Source organism: Halomonas organivorans, from assembly GCF_014192055.1.
Taxonomy (GTDB): domain Bacteria; phylum Pseudomonadota; class Gammaproteobacteria; order Pseudomonadales; family Halomonadaceae; genus Halomonas; species Halomonas organivorans.
This window is the reverse complement of sequence record NZ_JACHXM010000004.1, coordinates 238,404-253,335: the sequence shown is the minus strand read 5'-3', so window position 1 is coordinate 253,335 and position 14,932 is coordinate 238,404. Positions and strand designations below refer to the sequence as shown.

Annotated in this window: 13 protein-coding genes; 9 read left to right on the top strand and 4 right to left on the bottom strand. The window is 66.3% G+C overall.

Annotation, left to right across the window (positions count from 1 at the left end; genetic code table 11):
- Nucleotides 1–222: 222 nt before the first annotated feature.
- Nucleotides 223–1,629 carry a nitrogen regulation protein NR(I) gene (gene glnG / locus FHR96_RS06860; RefSeq protein ID WP_183386909.1) on the bottom strand — a complete coding sequence of 469 codons (1,407 nt, stop codon included), beginning with the start codon at nucleotides 1,627–1,629 and terminating at the stop codon, nucleotides 223–225.
- Nucleotides 1,622–2,668, bottom strand: a complete 1,047-nt coding sequence (gene glnL / locus FHR96_RS06855) for a nitrogen regulation protein NR(II) (RefSeq protein WP_183386908.1) — start codon at nucleotides 2,666–2,668, stop codon at nucleotides 1,622–1,624. Before glnL ends, glnG begins: the two co-directional genes overlap by 8 nt.
- A gap of 246 nt (nucleotides 2,669–2,914) precedes the next feature.
- On the opposite strand from glnL, the gene FHR96_RS06850 reads away from it, so the two are divergent.
- Nucleotides 2,915–3,082: a hypothetical protein gene (locus FHR96_RS06850; protein ID WP_183386907.1), complete on the top strand. Its 168-nt coding sequence runs from the start codon at nucleotides 2,915–2,917 to the stop codon at nucleotides 3,080–3,082.
- A 60-nt stretch (nucleotides 3,083–3,142) separates the two neighbouring features.
- Here FHR96_RS06850 and FHR96_RS06845 read toward each other — a convergent pair whose 3' ends face one another.
- Complete coding sequence (locus tag FHR96_RS06845; protein ID WP_183386906.1) at nucleotides 3,143–3,715, bottom strand: DUF4124 domain-containing protein; 573 nt, start codon at nucleotides 3,713–3,715, stop codon at nucleotides 3,143–3,145.
- Between the two features lie 201 nt (nucleotides 3,716–3,916).
- Here FHR96_RS06845 and FHR96_RS06840 point away from each other — a divergent pair, with 201 nt between their 5' ends.
- The gene (locus FHR96_RS06840) at nucleotides 3,917–4,633 is read left to right on the top strand and encodes a ZIP family metal transporter (RefSeq protein ID WP_183386905.1); all 717 of its coding nucleotides are present in this window, start codon (nucleotides 3,917–3,919) and stop codon (nucleotides 4,631–4,633) included.
- 116 nt (nucleotides 4,634–4,749) lie between these two features.
- Here the strand turns inward: FHR96_RS06840 and glnA are convergent, their stop codons facing one another.
- Nucleotides 4,750–6,156, bottom strand: coding sequence for a glutamate--ammonia ligase (gene glnA / locus FHR96_RS06835; RefSeq protein WP_183386904.1), 1,407 nt, complete (start codon nucleotides 6,154–6,156; stop codon nucleotides 4,750–4,752).
- A 501-nt stretch (nucleotides 6,157–6,657) separates the two neighbouring features.
- On the opposite strand from glnA, the gene typA reads away from it, so the two are divergent.
- The 7 genes from typA to FHR96_RS06800 all read left to right on the top strand — a co-directional run bounded on the left by typA (nucleotide 6,658) and on the right by FHR96_RS06800 (nucleotide 14,542).
- Complete coding sequence (gene typA / locus FHR96_RS06830) at nucleotides 6,658–8,484, top strand: translational GTPase TypA (RefSeq protein WP_183386903.1); 1,827 nt, start codon at nucleotides 6,658–6,660, stop codon at nucleotides 8,482–8,484.
- A gap of 150 nt (nucleotides 8,485–8,634) precedes the next feature.
- A complete protein-coding gene (locus FHR96_RS06825; RefSeq protein WP_183386902.1) occupies nucleotides 8,635–8,952 on the top strand; it encodes a hypothetical protein in 318 nt (105 codons plus the stop codon).
- A 187-nt stretch (nucleotides 8,953–9,139) separates the two neighbouring features.
- A complete protein-coding gene (locus FHR96_RS06820; RefSeq protein ID WP_183386901.1) occupies nucleotides 9,140–10,582 on the top strand; it encodes a sodium-dependent transporter in 1,443 nt (480 codons plus the stop codon).
- Nucleotides 10,583–10,629: 47 nt separating this feature from the next.
- The gene (locus tag FHR96_RS06815) at nucleotides 10,630–11,400 is read left to right on the top strand and encodes an ABC transporter ATP-binding protein (protein WP_183386900.1); all 771 of its coding nucleotides are present in this window, start codon (nucleotides 10,630–10,632) and stop codon (nucleotides 11,398–11,400) included.
- 100 nt (nucleotides 11,401–11,500) lie between these two features.
- Nucleotides 11,501–12,205, top strand: a complete 705-nt coding sequence (locus FHR96_RS06810) for an ABC transporter ATP-binding protein (RefSeq protein ID WP_183386899.1) — start codon at nucleotides 11,501–11,503, stop codon at nucleotides 12,203–12,205.
- Between the two features lie 31 nt (nucleotides 12,206–12,236).
- Nucleotides 12,237–13,241, top strand: coding sequence for an ABC transporter permease subunit (locus FHR96_RS06805; RefSeq protein WP_183386898.1), 1,005 nt, complete (start codon nucleotides 12,237–12,239; stop codon nucleotides 13,239–13,241).
- Nucleotides 13,241–14,542 carry a branched-chain amino acid ABC transporter permease gene (locus FHR96_RS06800; protein ID WP_183386897.1) on the top strand — a complete coding sequence of 434 codons (1,302 nt, stop codon included), beginning with the start codon at nucleotides 13,241–13,243 and terminating at the stop codon, nucleotides 14,540–14,542. The genes FHR96_RS06805 and FHR96_RS06800 overlap by 1 nt, the downstream gene beginning before the upstream one ends.
- Nucleotides 14,543–14,932 lie beyond the last annotated feature (390 nt).

Genomic DNA, 14,932 nt, shown 5'->3' with positions numbered 1-14,932 from the left:
AGCCTTGATTTGGGTTCTTCGCACCTTGGCATGAAGACCATGGTGGGAGCGCAGCTCGCTGCGCGATCCGCCGCGTCAGCGGCGGCGACAGCATCACCCTCGGCGGATACCGCCAGGCGCCTGCGGCGCCCTTCGCGCAATAAATTGCGCTCCTACGAAGATCGTCAGCGCCTTTCGCACCTTGCGCTTCGCTGCTCACTTCCCTCGTTCGCAGCTCGCAGCTCAGTCCTCCGCCATCTCCGGCAGCAGCGTCTTGAGCTTGCGGGTCAGGGTATTGCGGCCCCAGCCGAGCAGTTCGGCGGCCTCGCCCTTGCGTCCGCCGGTGTGCTTGAGCGCGGTCTCGATGAGGATCTTCTCGAAGTCCGGAACGGCTTCTTCCAGCAGATGGGTATGGCCGGCGGCGAGCGCTCGATCGGCCCAGTCGCGGAAGGCCAACCGCCAGTCGCCGGCGGCGCCGCCCTCGTCGCCGTCGCGCAGCTCCGGCGGCAGATCCTCGACCAGCACCTCACGGCCCGAGGCCATCACCGTCAGCCAGCGGCAGGTGTTTTCCAGTTGGCGGACGTTACCCGGCCAGGCCAGCCGCGTCAGGTGCGCCTCGGCCTCCTCGGTCAGCACCTTGGCGTCGGTGGACAGTTCCTTGGCGGCCTCGGCCAGAAAGTGGCGTGCCAGGCGCGGGATGTCCTCGCGCCGGTCGGCGAGCTTCGGCAAGTGGACGCGAATGACGTTGAGACGGTGGAACAGGTCCTCGCGGAAGCGTCCCTCATCGACCAGCCCTTCCAGGTTCTGGTGGGTGGCGGCGATGATCCGCACGTCCACCTTCACCGAGGTGTGGCCGCCGACCCGGTAGAACTCGCCGTCGGCCAGTACCCGCAGCAGTCGGGTCTGGGTCTCGGCGGGCATGTCGCCGATCTCGTCGAGGAACAGGGTGCCACCGTCGGCCTGCTCGAAGCGCCCCTGGCGCTGGGCGGTGGCGCCGGTGAAGGCGCCTTTCTCGTGGCCGAACAGCTCGGATTCGATCAGGTCGCGGGGAATCGCCGCCATGTTCAGGGCGATGAATGGCTTGCCGGCGCGCGGGCTGTGCTGATGCAGGGCCTGGGCGACCCGCTCCTTGCCGGTACCGGACTCGCCGTTGATCAGCACCGTGATGTGCGACTGCGACAGCCGGCCGATGGCGCGGAACACCTCCTGCATGGCCGGCGCCTCGCCGATGATCTCCGCATCCAGCCCCTCTGGGGCGTGAACCGGGCGCTGGCGCTCGCGGGCGTGGGCCACGGCCCGGCGCACCAGAGCCAGGGCCTCGTCGACGTCGAACGGCTTGGGCAGGTACTCGAAGGCCCCGCCCTGATAGGAGGCCACTGCGCTGTCGAGGTCCGAGTGGGCGGTCATCACGATCACCGGCAGCTCCGGGTGCGCCTCGCGAACCCGCGCCATCAGGTCCAGGCCGTCGATCCCCGGCATGCGGATATCGGTCACCAACACGTCGGGTGGGCTCTCGAGTAGCCGCTCCAGCACCCGGTCGGCCCGGTCGACGCACTCGACCGCCAGATCGGGCTGTGCCAGGGCGCGCTCCAGCACCCAGCGGATGGCACGATCGTCATCGACGACCATGACGCGTGCGGCTTCAGTCATGGGATGTCTCCAGCGGTATCAGCAATCGGAATTCGGTCTTGCCCGGCCGGGAGTCGCACTCGATCAGCCCTTGATGCTGATGAAGGATCGACTGGGCGATGGACAGTCCCAGGCCACTGCCCTCGGCACGGCCGGACACCATGGGGTAGAACAGCGTCTCCTTGAGCGCGTCGGGGATGCCGGGCCCGTTGTCGAGGATGCTCACCTCGCACACCAGGCGGTGACGCTCGGCCCCCAGGGTGAACTGGCGGCGCGCTCGGGTACGCAGCACCAGGGCCGGCCCCTCTATCCCGGCCTCGGTCATCGCCTCCACGGCATTGCGCGCCACGTTGAGGATGGCCTGGATCAGTTGGGACTCGTCGCCGATCAGGTCGGGCAGGCTGGGATCGTAGTCGCGGGTGATCGCCACCTCGGGGTGCTCCACGGCCACCAGCGCGCGCACTCGCTCCAATACCCGGTGGACGTTGAGCGGCTCATGCCGGCTGACCCGATTGGGACCAAGCATGGAGTCCACCAGGTCGCGCAGCCGATCGACCTCCTCGACGATGATCCGAGTGAACTCGGTGAGCTGGGGGTCTTCCAGGTCCCGCTCCAGCAACTGGGCGGCGCCCCGGATGCCTCCCAGCGGATTCTTGACCTCATGGGCGAGCCCACGGGCCAGCACCTTGATGGTCTCCTGGCGAGTCTGTAGTGCCTCCTCCCGGGAGATGCGCAGCAGCCGGTCGCGGGGCTCCACCTCCAGCAGCAACTCATCCGGCGACAGCGGCGTAACGGTGTAGTCCACCGTCTGGACCTCGCCGGTCGGCAGGGTCAGCCGGGCCTCGCGCTGGGTGAACGGATGGAACTCGTCGCGCGCCTTGGCCAACAGACCGCCGATGTCCTCCTCGGCATCGACCAGCCCCGGCAACGCCAGACCGGTCACCCGTGCCCGGCTCAGCGCCAGCAGGGCTTCCGCCGCCGGATTCATCCAGCGCAGCCGCAGCTGACCGTCCAGCAGCAGCACGGCGGTGGTGAGGTGTTCCATGAGGCGTTGATACATTGGTGCATTCCCGACAACGAAGTGAGCGGTCACCCTCCAGTCCATGGCGAAGAGGTCAGCGCAAGGCTCTGTGCAAAAAGATCATTGCAATAAGCGCGCCACTTTGGGGAGGGCCTCATCACGGCGCCCCACGGCGATTCCGCACGGGGGATATGCACCACTTTAGTGCACCACCCTGGTGCACGCACTGTCAGGCAGCGCTTATTGCCCGGTGGGCGCCTCGCGAGGGTGCGACCGTAGCTTGCCATGCTCCCGCTGGAATTCGTGCCGCGAGTCGTGCTCCCGCTTCAGGCGCACGCCCTCCTGGGGACGGTCGCCGCGCAGGCGTTCGGCATGGCGGAAGGCACGACCCTCGGATATGCGCTCGGCATGCTCGAAGGCATCATGGCGCCCCTCGCCACGCACCGGCGGTGAATGACAGGGCCTCGAGGTACCGTCCGGGCACAGCGGCCGAGGTGCCCGGCGAGGGGGCAGCTAACCGGACGGGTTATTGGGATTGCGGGGCAGGTTGACGCTGGCTCGCTGGACGTAGAGGGTCACCGGCGAGGTGCGGTGGCGCACCGCACCCGAGGCATCGAGCAGTTCGGCCTGCACCACGTGCTCGCCGCGGTCCAGGTTGGACAGCAGGAAGGTGTCGGTATGCATGGCCGACTGGCTGAGCCGGCCATCCAGCAACAGGCGCACCTGATGGTCATCGCGCAGCGCGGGATGAATGTCCAGCCGCACCTGCACGTTGCCGGCGGCGCCGGTCGGCAGGGTCGCCTGCTGCTCGGGAGAGGCGATCGCGAACACGTCGTAGGGCATGAAGGGTTGCATGGACGTATCACGCTGGGGCGCCTGCTGCACCACAGGGGCCCGCTCCTCCACTCGCACCTTCCCGGACGGCACCACGGTGACCGGGTCGAGCTCCACCGCCTCGCCGCCACGCTGCGGATCGTCGGTGAATACCGCGTTGCCCTGAGCATCGGTGGTGCGGTAGATGGTCTGGGCGGCGGCCGGCAGGCTGATCGTGAGCCCCAGCAGCAGCAACATCAGTCCCTTCATCATGCAGCTCCCCCGGAATCGGCGGCGTTCGCCTCGCTATCGGTGGGCATGGCGACCCCATGAACAGCCTAACCCAAGCGGCCGCGGCAGCGGAATCCGCATTCGTGCCCGCCATTCGTGCCCGCCATTCGTGCCCACCATTCGTGCCCACCATGAATGCCGGTAGAATATCCTTCCGACATCCAGAGGCGAGGAACATTCGGCATGGAAGCGTGGCACGAGGTTGTCATCCTGACCCTGATGGCGGGCATGGCGATGCCGCTGGGCGGCTGGATCGCCCAGGAGGAGCGTATCGGCGCCAACTGGCTGGAAACCGAGCTGCGCCACGGCATCATCGCTTTCGGCGGCGGAGCGCTGCTCTCGGCAGTGGCCCTCGTGCTGGTGCCCAACAGTTTCGACGACCTCCCCCCGCTGCCGGCCGTTGCCTGGTTCCTGGCCGGCGGGCTGGCCTTCATGGGCCTCGATATCGCCCTCAATCGCAGCGGCGCCTCCGCCAGCCAGCTCTCCGCCATGCTTTCCGATTTCCTGCCCGAGGCCCTGGCACTGGGCGCCGCCTTCGCCTACGGCGGCGGCAGCGGCGTGCTGCTGGCCCTGCTGATGGCATTGCAGAACCTCCCGGAGGGCTTCAATGCCTACCGTGAGCTGCGCGAGAACACCCACTACTCGCCCCGTCGCCTGCTGGCACTGTTCTTCGCCATGGCATGGCTGGGCCCGCTGGCGGGGCTGAGCGGCTACTGGTGGCTCGCCGACTACCCCGCCGCGGTGGGCGCGGTCATGCTGTTCGCCGCCGGCGGTATCCTCTACTCGGTGTTCCAGGATCTGGCGCCCCAGGCCCGGCTGGAGCGCCACTGGGGCCCACCGCTGGGCGCGGTGCTGGGCTTCGCCCTGGGCATCGCCGGGCATATGGTGATCCATGGGTGAGTGGTGAGTGGAATAGTGCGAATGGCGCGGAGTGAGTAGAGAGCGGTGGAATGAAAAAGGCACGCCCGAAGGCGTGCCTTTTCAAGCCGGGGCGCGGCGCTGGGCGCCGCGCGGCCTCAGCAGCTGTAGTACATGTCGAACTCGACCGGATGCGTGGTCATGCGCAGGCGCTCGACGTCCTCTTCCTTGAGCTCGATGTAGGCGTCGATCATCTCGTCGGTGAACACGCCACCCTCGGTCAGGAAGGCACGGTCTTCGGCCAGTGCCGCCAGGGCCTGGTCCAGGCTCTCGGCCACGGTCGGGATGGACTTGCCTTCTTCCGGCGGCAGGTCATAGAGGTTCTTGTCCATGGCGTCGCCGGGGTGGATCTTGTTCTTGATGCCGTCGATGCCGGCCATCAGCATCGCCGCGAAGCACAGGTACGGGTTGGCGGTCGGGTCGGGGAAGCGAGCCTCGACGCGCTTGCCCTTCGGGCTGGCGGTGTACGGAATGCGGATGGAAGCGGAGCGGTTGCGGGCGCTGTAGGCCAGCATCACCGGCGCTTCGAAGCCCGGCACCAGACGCTTGTAGGAGTTGGTGGAAGCGTTGGTGAAGGCGTTCAGGGCACGAGCGTGCTTGATGATGCCACCGATGTAGTACAGCGCCATTTCAGACAGGCCCGCGTACTGGTCGCCGGCAAACTGGTTCTCGCCGTCCTTCCAGAAGGACTGGTGGACGTGCATGCCGGAGCCGTTGTCACCGACCAGCGGCTTGGGCATGAAAGTGGCGGTCTTGCCGTAGGCGTGGGCCACGTTGTGCACCACGTACTTCATTTCCTGAAGCTCGTCGGCCTTCTTCACCAGGGTGTTGAACTTGACGCCGATCTCGTTCTGGCCGGCGTTGGCGACTTCGTGGTGGTGCACCTCGACGGACTGGCCGATGGCCTCGAGGGTGTTGCACATGGCGCCACGGATGTCGTGGAAGCTGTCGACCGGCGGCACCGGGAAATAGCCGCCCTTGACGCGCGGACGGTGCGCCAGGTTGCCACCCTCGACCTGACGGTCGGTGGCCCAGGCGCCTTCCTCGGAGGTGATCTTGTACATGGCGCCTTCGATATCGGCCTTCCAGTGCACCTCGTCGAAGATGAAGAACTCGGGCTCGGGGCCGAAGAAGGCGGTGTCGCCCAGGCCAGTGGACTGCAGGTAGGCCTCGGCGCGCTTGGCGATGGAGCGCGGGTCACGCTCGTAGCCCTGCATGGTGGCCGGCTCGATGATGTCACAGCGAAGGATCAGGGTGGCATCTTCGGTGAAGGGGTCGAGGAAGCCGGTGCCGTCCTCCGGGCGCAGAATCATGTCGGACTCGTTGATGCCCTTCCAGCCGGAGATGGAGGAGCCGTCGAACATCTGACCGTTCTCGAAGAACTCCTCGTCGACGTCGCGAGCCGGAATGGTGACGTGCTGTTCCTTGCCTTTGGTGTCGGTGAAGCGCAGGTCGACCCACTTCACGTCATGTTCTTCGATCAGGGCGAGAGTCTTCTCGGACATGAGGTCCTCCAGGTAATGGCTGGTTATCGGGTATTCCGCTTATCTCTGTCGCCGGTCGCGGTGGTGTCCAGTCGACGTTGTAGCATGCCGTAGGCGTGATGCCCACGCCGCCATGAACGACCATGGCACTGCCCCAAATAATGCAGCCAGCGTGCCAAAATAGCGCCACCCATGACGATCAAGCGCATAACAATCTGAGAAGCAAGGAGAAAAAAATTCGCGCCATGAGGGTGCAAGATCACTGCTTCGCCCCATACCCTCTCATGGCGCCGCAACAGCCACCAAAAACGCACCCAAATGGCGCAAAACACATCGTCGCGCACCACGAAGGTGCATGGGGCGACTCGCCATCGCTTCCTGCCGACGGCATCCTGTCACCTCCGCAGGTCCTTGAATCCATGGGCAGGAGTGCCCAACCCCCCGGTTTCCCACCGACAAGGCTGGTAGCGTCAAGGTCCTGACCCTATAATGCCACCCCAATTTTCCCAGCAGGATCCCGTCGTGATCGAGAATCTTCGCAACATTGCCATCATCGCTCACGTCGACCACGGCAAGACCACCCTGGTCGACAAGCTCCTCCAGCAGTCCGGCACCCTGGACCGCAAGGCCGAGGGCCAGGAACGGATCATGGACTCCAACGACCAGGAGAAGGAACGCGGCATCACCATCCTGGCCAAGAACACGGCGATCCGCTGGCAAAGCCCTGAGGAGCGCGATTACCACATCAACATCGTCGACACTCCCGGACACGCTGACTTCGGCGGCGAGGTAGAGCGCGTCATGTCGATGGTCGACTCGGTGCTGCTGATGGTCGACGCCGTCGACGGCCCGATGCCGCAGACCCGCTTCGTCACCCAGAAGGCCTTCGACCAGGGCCTCAAGCCGATCGTGGTGGTCAACAAGATCGACCGCCCCGGCGCACGCCCGGACTGGGTCATCGACCAGATCTTCGACCTGTTCGACAATCTCGGCGCCAGCGACGAGCAGCTCGACTTCCCGATCATCTACTGCTCGGCGCTCAACGGCGTGGCCGGTCCCGAGCCGGACCAGCTGGCCGACGACATGTCGCCGATGTTCAAGGCCATCGTCGACATCGTCGAACCGCCCAAGGTCGAGCTGGAAGCGCCCTTCCAGATGCAGATCTCGGCGCTCGACTACAACAGCTACGTCGGCGTCATCGGCCTGGGCCGCATCACCCGCGGTAACGTCAAGCCGAACCAGCAGGTCACCGTCGTCTCCAAGGAAGGCAACTCCCGCCGCGGCAAGATCGGCCAGGTGATGACCCACCTCGGCCTGGAGCGCGTGCAGACCGAGGAAGCCACCGCCGGCGACATCATCTGCATCACCGGCATCGAGGACCTGGCGATCTCCGACACGCTGTGCGACCCGGCCGCCGTCGAGGCGCTGCCGGCGCTGACCGTGGACGAGCCCACCGTGTCGATGACCTTCCAGGTCAACGACTCGCCGTTCGCCGGCAAGGACGGCAAGTTCGTCACCAGCCGCAACATCAAGGATCGCCTCGACCAGGAGCTGATCCACAACGTCGCGCTGCGCGTCGAGCAGGGCGAGAGCCCCGAGAAGTTCATCGTCTCCGGCCGTGGCGAGCTGCATCTCTCGGTGCTGATCGAGAGCATGCGCCGTGAAGGCTTCGAGCTGGCCGTGGGCCGCCCCGAGGTCATCATCCGCGAGATCGACGGCGTGTCTCAGGAGCCCTACGAAGAAGTCATCATCGACTGCGAAGAGCAGCACCAGGGCGCCATCATGGAAGAGCTCGGCTACCGCAAGGGCGAGCTCAAGAACATGAACCCCGACGGCAAGGGCCGGGTACGCCTCGACTTCATCATCCCCGCGCGCGGGCTGATCGGTTTCCGCGGCCAGTTCCTGACCCTGACCTCGGGCACCGGCATCCTGACCAGCCGCTTCGACCACTACGGCCCGCTCAAGCCGGACGCCTCGGTCGAGCGCCGCAACGGCGTACTGGTGTCGATGGTCTCCGGCAAGGCCCTGGCCTACGCGCTGTTCGCCCTGCAGGACCGCGGCAAGCTGATCATCGAGCACGGCACCGAGGTCTACGAAGGCATGCTGGTCGGCATCAACAGCCGCGCCGAAGACATGGTGGTCAACCCCACCAAGGCCAAGAAGCTCGACAACATGCGCGCCTCGGGCAACGACGAGAACCTGGTGCTCACGCCGCCGGTTCGCTTCACCCTGGAGCAGGCCATCGAGTTCCTCGATGACGACGAGCTGGTGGAAATCACCCCCAACCACATCCGCCTGCGCAAGAAGCTGCTCGCCGAGAACGAGCGCAAGCGCGCCAAGAAGAAGTAAGCGCCATCGCCTCGGCGGCCATGACGCAGAGAGAGCCCGCCCCACGGCGGGCTCTTTGCGTCGGGGCCGAGCGCCTGCTGCGTTGATAGCCCCCGCCCGCCGTCGAAGGCTATGCTGATGCCTACGTCTTACTCCAAGGAGGTGAGCCCAATGCACAAGCACGTCGAATGGGACGACCCCGGCAGCGCCAGCGTGGAGCGCTATTACGCCGACCATCCTCAGGACTATCCGGAGCCCCATGAGGGCAGCATCATCAGCGCACGCTTCCACGGTTTCACGGTGCGCGTGCGCGTCGAAGCCCGGGTCGAGGACACCAGCATCGGCGAGGTGGTCGCACTGATCGCCGCCGACAACGGCCGTCGCCAGCACAGCGTCGATGACGTGACACTCGGCGACACCGTGCGACTGCCCGACGCCCTGCGCGCCATGGAACCCCGCCACCCCGCGGCGGACGACGACCGGGACTGAGCCAGGTGCCGGATTACCATCCGCGCCGCCAACGGCCCCTAAACGCAAGTCGACTAGTCAAGGGCCCCGGGTCTATCGCAAAGTTGATGACCACAGAGCTGGTCATCCCAGCGCAGGACATCGCGGCCCACTCTTCAATGACCCACAAGGTCATGGCGCGAGGCCGACACGCAATTGCGGACACCCGATGAGCACGCACAACGTCTGGACGCACAAGGGAACCTTCCTGCTCGCCGCGGTCGGCTCGGCGGTGGGGCTCGGCAACCTGTGGCGCTTCCCCTACCTGGCCGGTGAAAACGGTGGCGGCGCCTTCCTGCTGATCTATGCCTTGACCATCTTCGCCGTCGGCATTCCGATCCTGATCGCCGAGACCATGCTCGGCCGCAACAGCCGGCGCAGCCCGATCATGGGCATGCGCTTTCTGACCCGCACCCACAAGACCTCACGAGCTTGGGAATCGATCGGCTGGCTGGGCGCCGTGTCGGCCTTCATCATCCTCAGCTTCTATTCGGTGATCGCCGGTTGGGCGATCCACTACACCGGCCGCATGCTCACCGGTTCGCTGCAGGGCGCCGACGCCGACACCGTGGCTGCGGGCTTCGACGCCCTACTGGCCTCACCGGCGCTGCTGACCCTCTATCACACCCTGTTCATCGGCGCCTCGGCGCTGGTGGTCGGGCTCGGCATTCACCGCGGCATCGAGAACAGCCTGCGCATCCTGATGCCGGCATTGTTCGTGATCCTGATGGTGGTACTGGCCTACGCCGCCATGATCGGCGACCTGGGCGGCGCCGCCGACTTCCTGTTCACCTTCAACGTCGCCGACCTCAGCCTCGAGGGCTGGCTGGCGGCCATGGGCCAGTCGTTCTTCACCCTGAGCCTCGGCATGGGAGCCATCATGGCCTACGGCGCCTACATGTCCGGCGAAGCCTCGCTGACCCGCACCGCCTTCACCATCGCCATCGTCGACACCGCCGTGGCGCTGATCGCCGGCCTGGCGATCTTCGCGCTGGTGTTCGGTGCAGGGCTGGATCCCGCCGAGGGCCCGGGGCTGATGTTCGTCACCCTGCCGCTGGCCTTCGCCGAGATGCCCGGTGGCGCCCTGGTCGGCGCCATCTTCTTCATCCTGGTGCTGGGCGCCGCGCTGAGCTCGGCGATCTCGCTGATCGAGCCGGTGGCCGCCTATCTGGTCGAACGCTTCGACCTCAGCCGCCCCCAGGCGGTCTCCGTCATGGTCATCGCCAGCTGGGCGCTGGGCCTGCTCACCGTGTTCAGCTTCAATCGCTGGGCTCAGGACTCGATCTTCCACGCCCTCTTCGGGCGCAGCGCCTTCGGCCTGCTCGAACTGCTCACCAACATCTTCATGCCGCTCGGCGGCCTGCTGATCTCGCTGTTTGCCGGCTGGGCCCTCACCCACGGCGAGGTAATGAAGGAAATGCGCACCGGCGAAGCCTGGTTCCAGGTCTGGCGCCTGCTGGTACGCTTCGTGGCCCCGGCCGCCGTGGCCTTCGTGTTCCTGCGCACCATTCCCCAGGTGCAGGGCTACTGGATCCCCACCATCGGGGCCGTAGTGATCGTGGGGGCCTTCGCCGCCGGCCGCAGCTTCCTGGCGGAGCGCCATGCCTCATGAGCCATCGCGCGATCTCACAACAATGAACAATCCATCACAGGTGTGACATGTCAGCCATCATCGACGTTCGACACGTCAACAAGGCCTTCGGCGGCCTCAAGGTCATCAACGACTGCTCCCTGCAGGTCGAGGAAGGCTCGATCACCGGGCTGATCGGCCCCAACGGCGCCGGCAAGTCGACGCTGTTCAACATCATCGCCGGCGCCCTGCCCCTGGACACCGGACAGATCCTGTTCGACGGCGAGGACATCACCAATCGTCCCGCCGACCAGCTGTTCCACAAGGGGCTGCTGCGCACCTTCCAGATCGCCCACGAGTTCTCGAACCTGACGGCGCTGGAGAACCTGATGATGGTGCCGCCCAAGCAGGCCGGCGAGAACCTGTTCGCCACCTGGCTCAAGCCGGGCGAGGTACGCCGGGAAGAGGCCGAGGTGCGGCGCCGGGCGCTGGAGGTGATCGACTTCGTCGGCCTGCATCACGTGCGCAACGAGCTCGCCGGCAACCTCTCCGGCGGCCAGAAGAAGCTCCTTGAGCTCGGCCGCACCATGATGACCGACGCCAAGGTGGTGCTGCTCGACGAGATCGCCGCCGGGGTCAACCGCACCCTGCTCGGCGACCTGGTCGGCAACATCGAGCGCCTCAACCGCGAGATGGGCTACACCTTCCTGGTCATCGAGCACGACATGGACATGATCGCGCGGCTCTGCGATCCGGTGATCGTGCTCGCCCAGGGCAGCGTGATGGTCGAAGGCACCATCGAGGAGATCCAGAACAACCCCGAGGTCATCGAGGCCTACTTCGGCTCACCGGCCGCCTAGGGGCTCACCGGCGGCGTAAAGGCTCTCCGACAGCCTAAGCACCACAACAACGACGGGGCGGCCGGATCCCGCCCGATAACGACAACGCAGAGAACCACCTATGCCACTACTCGACGCACGCGACGTGCATGGCGGCTACGGCGGCATGAACATCCTCAACGGGGTGAACATGTCCATCGAAGCCGACGAGATCGGCGTCATCGTCGGCCCCAACGGCGCCGGCAAGTCGACCATGCTCAAGGCCGTGTTCGGCCTGCTCCATGTCAGCCAGGGCGAGATCCTGCTGCGCGGCGAACCCATCCATAACCTGCCGCCCAACAAGCTCGTCCAGAAGGGCATGGGCTTCGTGCCCCAGGAATACAACGTCTTCCCGAGCCTGACGGTGAAGGAAAACCTGCAGATGGGCGCCTACCTCAAGCCCGGCAACGTCAAGCGCATGCTGTCGCGCATTTACGAGTTCTTCCCGCCGCTCTACGACAAGCGCCACCAGCCCGCCGGCGAACTCTCCGGCGGCCAGCGCCAGATGGTCGCCATGGGCCGGGCGCTGATGGCCGAGCCCGAGGTACTGCTGCTCGACGAACCCACCGCCGGGCTCTCTCCGCTGTACATGAACGAGATCTTCGAACGAGTGAAGGAGGTCAACGCCGCCGGCGTCGGCATCCTGATGGTCGAGCAGAACGCCAAGCAGGCGCTGGCCATCGCCGACAAAGGCTTCGTGCTGGCCGCCGGCCAGAACCGCTTCACCGACACCGGCGCGGCCCTGTTGGCCGACCCGGAGGTCGCCAAGAGCTTCCTGGGCGGCTGAGCCCGCCCCGACGGCACATCGGAGAGATCCCGTGAACGAACTCGTCTTCTTCATCAACAACGTGGTGATCGCCGGCTGCGTAGCCGGCTCGATCTACGCCATCGGCGCGGTGGGCGTGACGCTGATCTTCAGCATCATGCGCTTCGCCCATTTCGCCCACGGCGACATGATGACCTTCGGCGCCTTCATGGTGCTGCTGCTGACCACCCTCTTCCCACAGGCCGGCGCGGCCATCGGCATTCCCACGCCGCTGATCATGCTGCCGTTCGCCATGGCACTGACCGCGGTGCTGGCGGTAGGCATCGACCGCGCCTTCTACAAGCCGCTGCGCGCCCACGGCGTCAAGCCGATCGTCATGGTCATCGCCTCGCTGGGCGTCACCCTGATGCTGCAGGGGCTGATCCGGCTGTTCGCTGGCACCGGCGGCGAGAGCCTCTACGTCGACGATCGCAAGGAGATCTTCCGCATTCCGCTGCCCATCGAGGGCGTGCGGGTGCCGGTGGTGATCACCGAGCCCCAGATCTACCTGTTCGCGCTGACGCTGATCAGCGTGGTGGCGCTGCACTTCTTCCTGTCGCGCTCGCGGCTGGGCAAGGCCATGCGCGCCATGTCCGACAACCCTGCGCTGGCCCAGGCCTCGGGCATCAACACCAACACCATCGTCGCCGTAACCTGGGTGATCGCCGGCGGCCTGGCCGCCATCGCCGGCACCCTGCTGTCGCTGGACGTGACCTTCAAGCCCGACCTGAGCTTCTTCCTGCTGCTGCCGATCTTCGCCGCGGCCATCGTCGGCGGCGTAGGCCACCCCTACGGCGCCATCGCCGGCGGCTTCGTGGTCGGCTTCGCCGAGACGCTGGCGGTGTTCAACTGGGGCATCCTGCTCAGGCCCTTCCGCGATAGCCTGCCGGAGTGGCTGGCCCAGGCGGGCAACCTGGCCTTCGTCGGCACCGAATACAAGATCGTGGTGCCCTTCTTCATCCTCGTCGCCATCCTGGTGTGGCGCCCCACCGGCATCTTCAAGGGCAAGGTGATCTGATGAGCACGACACGCACCGATACCGTCGCCGCACCGCGCCGTTTCCCGCTGCGCGAGGTCATTCTCTTCGTGGTCCTGCTGGCCGCCGTGCTGGGCGTCTACGGCATGATGGGCTCCGCCTACAGCACCCGCATGCTCGTCGAGGCCTCCTGCTACGCCATCCTGGCCCTGGGCCTGACCATCCAGTGGGGCTATGCCGGGCAGTTCAACGCCGGGGTCATGGGCTTCGTGGCGCTGGGCGGCTTCTGCGCCATGTTCTTCAGTGTCCCGGTCAATGACGCCTTCTGGGACTCTTCACTGCCCGGCGAGCTGGGCGTGGTGCTGGCCTATATCGTCGGCGCCGCGGTCGTGGTGTTCGGCGCCTCACGGCTGGACCGCATCGGCGTGCCGAAGAAGCTGCGCACCGTCATCACCGTGGTGCTGGCCGTGGTGCTCTACCTGGTGGTGATCAGCGCCTTCCGCGGCGTCGCCGACCAGATCGAGTCCCAGGCCGGCTTCATCGGCGGCCTGGGCCTGCCCGCCTGGGTCGGCTGGATCGTCGGCGGCGCGCTGGCCGGCGGCGTGGGCTACTTCATCGGCCATATCTGCCTGGGCCTGCGCAGCGACTACCTGGCCATCGCCACCATCGGCATCGCCGAGATCATCAAAGCCTTCCTCAAGAACTCCGACTGGCTGACCCGCGGCACCGCCACGGTATCGCCGCTGCCCTGGCCGGTGCCCGGGCCCGCCGAGGTCGGCTTCACCCTGGCTCGCGCCATGTACCTGTCGGTGACGGCGGTGATGATCGCGGCGATCTTCTTCCTGCTGCATCGCGCCTATCACGCTCCCTGGGGGCGGATGATCCGCGCCATCCGCGACAACGAGATCTCCTCGGCGGCCATGGGCAAGGACATCAACAAGCGCCGCCTGGAAATCTTCGTGCTGGGCTGCATCCTGATGGGCATCGGCGGCGCCGTGCTGGCGAGCTTCAACAGCCTGTTCGATCCCCAGGGCTACCTGCCGCTCAACCACACCTTCCTGGTGCTGGTGATGGTCATCCTCGGCGGCCCCGGCAACAACCTGGGCACCATCTTCGGCGCCGTGGCGGTCTACATCATCTGGCTGATGTCCGAACCGCTGGCGCTGTTCCTGATGGAGCTGGCCGTGCACTTCGGCGAGAGCACCTTCGGCTGGGATGCCCCTGCCAGCATGGACAGCCGCGCGCTGCAGGCCCGGGTGTTCGTGATCGGCCTGCTGATCACCCTGGTGCTGCGCTTCGCGCCCAAGGGGCTCTTGCCCGAGAAGACCAAGCACGTGGATTGAAACCTCGTGCTGTTCCCTTCCAGCCCCGGCATCATCCGGGGCTTTTTGGTGAGTGGTGAGTGGTGCGTGGTGCGTGGTGCGTGGTGCGTGGTGCGTGGTGCGTGGTGCGTGGTGCGTGGTGCAGCATATTGCCTCGCGCCTACGCCCTGATCGACGACGGCACCGGAGCCCCCTGTGGGAGCGCAGCTCGCTGCGCGAAAGGCGCCGCAGGCGCCCCCGGCTCAGGAGCATGAGAATGCCGCCGCTGGCGCAGCGAATCGCCGAGGCGTCGGACCGGCTCTGAAGAGCACGCCGACGAAGCCGCCCTCAGTGGATCCGAGCCACCGCGCAGGTCTTCGTGGGAGCGCAGCTCGCTGCGCGAAAGGCGCCGCAGGCGCCCCCGGCTCAGGA